Source organism: Frankia sp. AgKG'84/4 (assembly GCF_023242965.2).
In the GTDB taxonomy this organism is placed as follows: domain Bacteria; phylum Actinomycetota; class Actinomycetes; order Frankiales; family Frankiaceae; genus Frankia.
Genome location: NZ_JALKFU020000301.1, coordinates 1 through 6,334, shown reverse-complemented (window position 1 = coordinate 6,334; position 6,334 = coordinate 1). Strand labels below are relative to the sequence as shown.

General features: G+C 69.1%; 6 protein-coding genes and 1 pseudogene. 3 read left to right on the top strand and 4 right to left on the bottom strand.

The features are described 5' to 3' along the window. From MXD58_RS17440 to MXD58_RS17430, 3 genes and pseudogenes are all read left to right on the top strand, one after another. Positions 1–665, top strand: a pseudogene (locus MXD58_RS17440) (serine/threonine protein kinase); the annotation flags it as partial. Between the two features lie 842 nt (positions 666–1,507). Next, positions 1,508–2,446 carry a DNA-processing protein DprA gene (locus MXD58_RS17435; RefSeq protein ID WP_248840237.1) on the top strand — a complete coding sequence of 313 codons (939 nt, stop codon included), beginning with the start codon at positions 1,508–1,510 and terminating at the stop codon, positions 2,444–2,446. A 365-nt stretch (positions 2,447–2,811) separates the two neighbouring features. Next, positions 2,812–3,441, top strand: coding sequence for a ComF family protein (locus MXD58_RS17430; protein WP_250609569.1), 630 nt, complete (start codon positions 2,812–2,814; stop codon positions 3,439–3,441). A gap of 38 nt (positions 3,442–3,479) precedes the next feature. Here MXD58_RS17430 and hypE read toward each other — a convergent pair whose 3' ends face one another. The 4 genes from hypE to MXD58_RS17410 form a co-directional block, all read right to left on the bottom strand. Next, positions 3,480–4,637 (bottom strand): hydrogenase expression/formation protein HypE, encoded by a 1,158-nt coding sequence (gene hypE, locus MXD58_RS17425; RefSeq protein ID WP_248840260.1) that lies wholly within the window; start codon positions 4,635–4,637, stop codon positions 3,480–3,482. Positions 4,638–4,647: 10 nt separating this feature from the next. Further along, positions 4,648–5,772, bottom strand: a complete 1,125-nt coding sequence (hypD, locus tag MXD58_RS17420; RefSeq protein ID WP_248840235.1) for a hydrogenase formation protein HypD — start codon at positions 5,770–5,772, stop codon at positions 4,648–4,650. Then, on the bottom strand, positions 5,769–6,041 hold the full coding sequence (locus tag MXD58_RS17415) for a HypC/HybG/HupF family hydrogenase formation chaperone (protein ID WP_248840234.1): 273 nt from the start codon (positions 6,039–6,041) through the stop codon (positions 5,769–5,771). Before MXD58_RS17415 ends, hypD begins: the two co-directional genes overlap by 4 nt. Before the next feature lie 3 nt (positions 6,042–6,044). Then, positions 6,045–6,334, bottom strand: a 290-nt coding sequence (locus tag MXD58_RS17410) for a Kae1-like domain-containing protein (protein ID WP_250609567.1), incomplete at its 5' end; no start/stop codon positions are given.

Genomic DNA, 6,334 nt, shown 5'->3' with positions numbered 1-6,334 from the left:
CGTCTCGGCCGCGCCGCCGACGCCGCGCCGTCCTCGCCGCCGCGATCGCGGCGGTCGTGGTCGCCGCGGGTGTGGTCACCGCCGTCCTGCTCACCGGCGACGGCGGCAGCGGTGATGACGGCGGGAGCGGCGGCGACGGCGGGAACGGCGGCGACACGGCCGCGTCGGACGGTTTCACCTACACCGCCACCGGGCCGTGGCGGCTGAAGATCAGCGATCGTCAGTCCGGGAACGACACGGGGTGCACGCTGACGCCGCGTGCCGGTGCGAACCCGCCCGGGGTCACGGCGCCGGGGACGGTGTGGGGGACGGTGACCTACCAGGTCCACCTGACCGGCGAGTTCCATCTGGACGTCGACCATCCGGCCCCCGATTGCGTGGTCGAGGCCCTGCCCGGCGGCGGCGAGGCGACCCTGCCGTTCACCGCGTCGAACAACGGTGACAGCAGCGCCTTCCAGCCGCCCGCCGCCGTCAACGTGGAGGTCCGCGACTTCAACGGCGGCGAGGCATGCGAACTGACGCTGCGCGACGTCACCAGCGGCGTCGACATCGACGTCGCGACCGCCACCCTCGACGCGCCGACGGTGCGCCTCGACTCCGGCGCCCGCGACCAGGTGTACCTGGCCGCCAACGACTGCGTGGTCCGCATCAGCGCCGCGTCCTAGTGCGTGAGGTCGCGGTGTCCCGGCCTGCCCCGGCAGCGGGCGTCACAAGAGTCGTACCGGATGGCCGGCTGCTCGGTCAGCGGCGCCTGATCGGCGGTCGGCCGACCACCAGGGTGCCTCTTTACTGGCGAGGGCTGAGAGTTCCAGTCATTGTGTAAACGGTGGCCGACATACCTGCCAAGATGTACCAGCGGAGGCTGGCGGCGCCGCCCGGCCAACGTGCGGGACATCGGTGGGAACGCGTCGCGTGGTCACAGAGTTGTGATCATTTTGTCACGGTCGCTGATGTGACGACGGCCGTCCCGCAGCCCCGGCCCCGGCTCGCGATATCAGCTCCACGCCTCTGCTCGGCGGCTGCCCCGGCCCCGGGCGACCGCTGTCGGCGAAAGATGGCCGGGCGTTTGGGGCAGATAGCTGTACAGACGTTTGTTGATGGGCTGCTTATCCGTGATGATCCATATTTGCTCCGCATCCGCGGCCTCACTGCGTGGACCCGGTGATTACGCGCGTGGCGGGTTCGTATCGGGGATGGGTGACCTGCCTTCATCTCGTGGGCGGGCTGCCACACCTAGCTACCACGCCACGCGGAGGCCACATGGCGGGTCGACGAGTGACATGCGGGCGATGCAATGCTTCCATTGCCGAAAAGTCGTGTCCGACGCCTGTCCACCCAACAGGCGTACGACTCGGGCCGGGAAATCTACCGATTGAAAGCGTCCGGGCGATAATCGCAAAAGGGATGCTGCTCGTGCTGAAATAGAACCTCCGATGGGTATCATGGCGTCTTCGGCTCTAGGGTTATCTGAGCGGCAACCGGCAGGGCAACAGGGGAGGTGGGCAGAATGTCGATCGACAATAGTCAGATTTCCTTGCTGGCGCTGTGCCGGATTGACGGGCTGAGTCAGCACCTCATTGCGCGGGAGGCGCAGCGCCCCGACGGCCTGGAGCGTCTGTTGGCCGGCCAGACGACAGAGCAGTCGAGTGAGGCGAAGAGAAATGTTGAGCGCATCCGTGCTGCCTTGCCTCGTCTGGACGAGCTGAAAGACATCGCCCGAGAGGCGGTTGAGCAGGCTGGATCTGTCGATGCGGTTCTGCACACAGTTCTCGACGAGTCGTATCCAACCAATCTTCGGCTCATATTCAACCTTCCTCCTTTTCTGTTTGTGCGAGGCCAGCTCGAGGCGGACGATCTGCGAAGCGTTGCGGTGGTCGGCACCCGAAAGGCCACCGATGTCGGCCTTCGGCGCTCGGCATCAATGGCCCGTCTCCTGGTGGGACACGGCGTGACGGTGGTGTCGGGAATGGCGCGTGGTATCGACACCGCCGCGCATCAGGCTGCCCTCGCGGAAGACGGCAGAACAATTGCCGTGATAGGCACCGGTATTATGCAGTGCTATCCGGCGGAGAACAGAGGTCTCTGCGACGAGATAGCGGATAAAGGTGCCGTCGTGTCCCAGTTCTGGCCGGATTCTCCGCCGGCGAAGCATACCTTTCCGCGGCGTAACATCACGATGTCGGGTATCTCTCAGGGCACCGTGGTGATCGAGGCATCCAGCACCTCTGGCGCCAAAATGCAGGCAAGGTTCGCGCTGGAGCATGGAAAGAAGCTGTTCCTGCTGCGTAGTCTCGTAGACAGCCACGAATGGGCGGCCGAATATGCGGACCGGCCCGGGGTGCGCACGGTGGACAACGTGGAAGACGTGGTGACGTCTCTCGTGCCGCCCGAGCAGATCCGTGCGGCAGACGAACGGCGAGCGCAGCTCTCGTTCCAGTTCGGATAGTGCGGCGAGCCTGATATACGGGTCTTGGGTGGATGTTGGGTTGACGATGATTCCAGGGTGATCTTCCGTCGGGCTCCGTGTGGCACGAATCGACCCCCGCGATTCTAGGTGTCGACGGGTCCGGGGAGCTTCGCGGTCTGAAACGGCGGAGCGCAAACCAAACACTACGGATGCTCAAGCCGGCCGTCGACCAGAAAAGGTCGCGGGCGGCGCACTAGCATGGGCAAATGCTGCCATCGCCTGACGGCGACCTACCCGAGTCTCCGGGTTTCGGGCACTGCGACAAGTGCCCGCTGTGGGAGACAGGCACCTTCTCCGTGTGCTATGAATGCGCTCAAAGGAGCCTCGGTCAGGGGTGTGATGACATGTGCGCCGTCTGCGGGCAGCGGATTGCCGGTCGGGAGGTGTGTGTCAATCGGCTCTGCTCATCCGCTGACCGGCAATTCAACTGGAGCGCGCCAGTTGCGATGAAGGTCGGTCAGCTCGACCGGGTCATCCGCACCTGGAAGGATGATCGCAAGTGGGGCTATGGCGTGGCCCTGGGGAGAATCCTACTGGGACACCTTCAATCTAATCGGGATAAATTTGGGCGGTTTGACCTTATTATACCCAGTCCGAGTTATCGAGATAGCTTCTATGATCCACATTATGACTACACTGCATTTGTGCTGGCTCAGGCTCGGATGCACGATGAGTCCGGATTACCGTTCGCCGGTGACGAACCGGTGATCGAGAGGACCGCTCGGCTCCCGCGGATGCGCGAGGCAAGGAACTACCGGGAGCGAGAGAGGATCGCGCAGGAGCTGCGGGCGACGCTCAAGGTGCAGCGGCCCGATGTCATTCTGGGTAGAAGCGTGCTCGTCTTCGATGACGTCTTCACCACCGGACACAGCCTCAACGAGACGGCGCGAGCCCTTCGCGCGGCCGGCGCTGTGGAGGTCAGCCAGGTTGTTCTGGCCCGTCAGCCCTGGACAGAGCATTATTGCGGCCGCTGACGGCTCATCATGTGGAGCTGGCGGCCGGGGCAGGGCACTCAGCAGATGCGGGGGAGTTGTTCGCCGAGGGGGCGGTCGACGATGCGGGTGCCGCCGAAGGCGGTGCGGGCGACGACCATTCCCGGATGGTCGGTGGTCAGGGTGCCGATGATGGTGGCCGCACGGCCGGCGGGATGGGCCCGCATGGCGGCGAGGACGGCGTCGGCGTCGGCGGCGGCGACGAACGCGACGAGGCGGCCCTCGTTGGCGATGTGCAGCGGGTCCAGGCCGAGGAAGCCGCAGGCCGCCTCGACCGCCGGTGGCACCGGCACGGCGGACTCGGTGAACTCCACGCCGACCCGCGCGGCGCTTGCGATCTCGCACAGGGTGGTCGCGAGACCGCCGCGGGTCGGGTCGCGCAGCGCGTGCACGCCGGGGACGCTCGCGGCGAGCATCGCGTCGACCAGGCCGTGCAGCGGCGCGGTGTCGGAGCGGACGTCCCCGCCGAACTCCAGGTTCTCCCGGACGCTGAGCACCGCAATGCCATGCGCGCCGATCGGCCCGGACAGGATGATCCGGTCGCCAGGGGCGGCCCGGGTGGGGCGGACGTCCACGCCGGGCGGGACAAGGCCGAGGCCGCTGGTGTTCACGTACAGGCCATCGGCGAGGCCGCGTTCGACGACCTTCGTGTCGCCGGTGACGAGGCGCACCCCGCATGCCGCGGCGGCCCGGCCCATCGCCTCGGCGACCCGGGCGAGCACGGCGAGCTCCAGGCCCTCCTCCAGGATGAACCCGGCGGACAGCGCCACCGGTCGGGCGCCGCGGCAGGCCAGGTCGTTGACGGTGCCGTGCACGGCGAGCTCGCCGATCGAACCGCCGGGGAAGAACAGCGGGCGCACGACGTAGGAGTCGGTGGTGAACGCGACCCTGGCGCCGCCGATCCGCACGACCGCCGCGTCCGCCAGCCGGTCGCCGCCGGCCGGCCCGCCATCGTCTGGGCCGCCATCGTCTGGGCCGTCGTCGTCCCGGCCCGTACGGGCCAGGCGGGTGCCGTCCGTCGGATCCGGCGGGGTCGCGGCGGCGAACGCCGGGAGGAACAGGTGCTCGACCAGCTCCCCGGACAGCACCCCGCCACCGCCGTGGCCGAGCACGATCCGGTCGTGATCCCGCAGCGGCGCCGGGCAGGTCCAGCCGGTCAGGTCCGCGGTGCCGGTCAGGTCGGCGATGTCAGTCACGGTCCACCGCCGGGGTGGACGGGCCGGCCGGGGCGAGACGGCGGTACTGGAAGTAGGCGGCGCAGGCGCCCTCGGCGGAGACCATCGTCGCGCCGAGCGGGCGCCGGGGCGTGCAGGCCGTCCCGAAGGCGGGGCAGTCCGGCGGGCGGAGCAGGCCCCGCAGCACCTCACCGCTGTGACACGCCGCGGGCTCGGCGACCCGCACGTCCGCCACGTCGAAGCGGGTCTCGGCGTCGAGGTCGGCCCAGGCGGGCGAGAGCCGCCAGCCGGAGCGGGGGATCGTGCCGATGCCTCGCCAGGCGCGGTCGCACACGGTGAAGACGTCGGCGAGGATCATCCGGGCCGCCGGGTTGCCCTCCGGGCGCACCGCGCGGGGGTAGGCGTTCGCGAGCTCGGCCCGGCCCGACTCGAGCTGCTCGACGGCGTGACGGACGCCCTCGAGGACGTCCAGGGGCTCGAATCCGGTGACGACCACGGGCGTGCGGAAGGTGGCGACGAGGGGTTCGTACTGCTCGGTGCCCATCACCGTGCACACGTGGCCGGCGGCGAGGAACGCCGCGACCCGGTTGTCGGGGGCGGCGAGTACGGCCTCCATCGCCGGCGGCACGAGCACATGGCTGACGAGCATCGAGAAGTTCGTCAGCCACCGGCGCCGTGCCGTCACCGCCGCCATCGCCGCGGCCGGCGCGGTCGTCTCGAAGCCGACCGCAAAGAACACCACCTGCCGGTCTCGGTTGTTCTCGGCGATCCTGACGGCGTCCAGCGGCGAGTACACCACCCGGACGTCGCCGCCGCGGGCGCGGACCGAGAACAGGTCCGTCTCGCTGCCGGGGACCCGCAGCATGTCCCCGAACGAGCAGAAGATCACCTCGGGGCGGGCGGCGATCGCCAGCGCCCGGTCGATCATCTCCAGGGGGGTGACGCAGACCGGGCAGCCGGGGCCGTGGATGAACTCGACCTGGTCGGCGAGGAACTGGTCGAGCCCGTGGCGGATGATCGCGTGCGTCTGGCCGCCGCAGACCTCCATGACGGTCCAGCGCCGCCTCGCGGTCGCGGCGATCGTGTCCAGCAGTCGGCGGGCCAACGCCGGATCGTGGAACTCGGTCAGGTATTTCATCGCCCCACCCCGTCGGCCGGCTGCCGAGCGCCGAGTTCGTCGTCGAGCAGGCCGAGTTCGCGGAACGTCGCGAGCGTGCGGTGCGCGGCGGCCTCGTCGACGACGGTCAGCGCGAAGCCGGCGTGGATGATTGTGTAGTTCCCGATGGTCGCGCCCGGTAGGTAGGCCAGGCAGGCCGTGCGGGTGACACCGCCGAAGTCGACGGTCGCCATCCGGGTGCCGCGGTCGTCCCAGATCTTGGTGATCCGGCCCGGAATGCCCAGGCACATGGGTCAGGGTCCCTTCTCGTCGGTGGGCGGCGCCGGAACGCCGCCTGTGGTCGTGCCGCCTGTGGTCGTGCCGCCTGTGGTCGTGCCGCCTGTGGTCGTGCCGCCGGTCGTGGTGCCGCCCAGTGCGGCGACGACGGCCTGGCCGAGTGCCAGCCCGCCGTCGCCGGGCGGCACCACGTGGTGAACGAGAACCTCGAAGCCGGCGGACTCCAACCGGTCGCGGCAGGCCCGCAGCAGCGTGGCGTTGGCGAGGACCCCGCCGGTCAGCCCGACCAGGCCGACCCCGTGTCGGC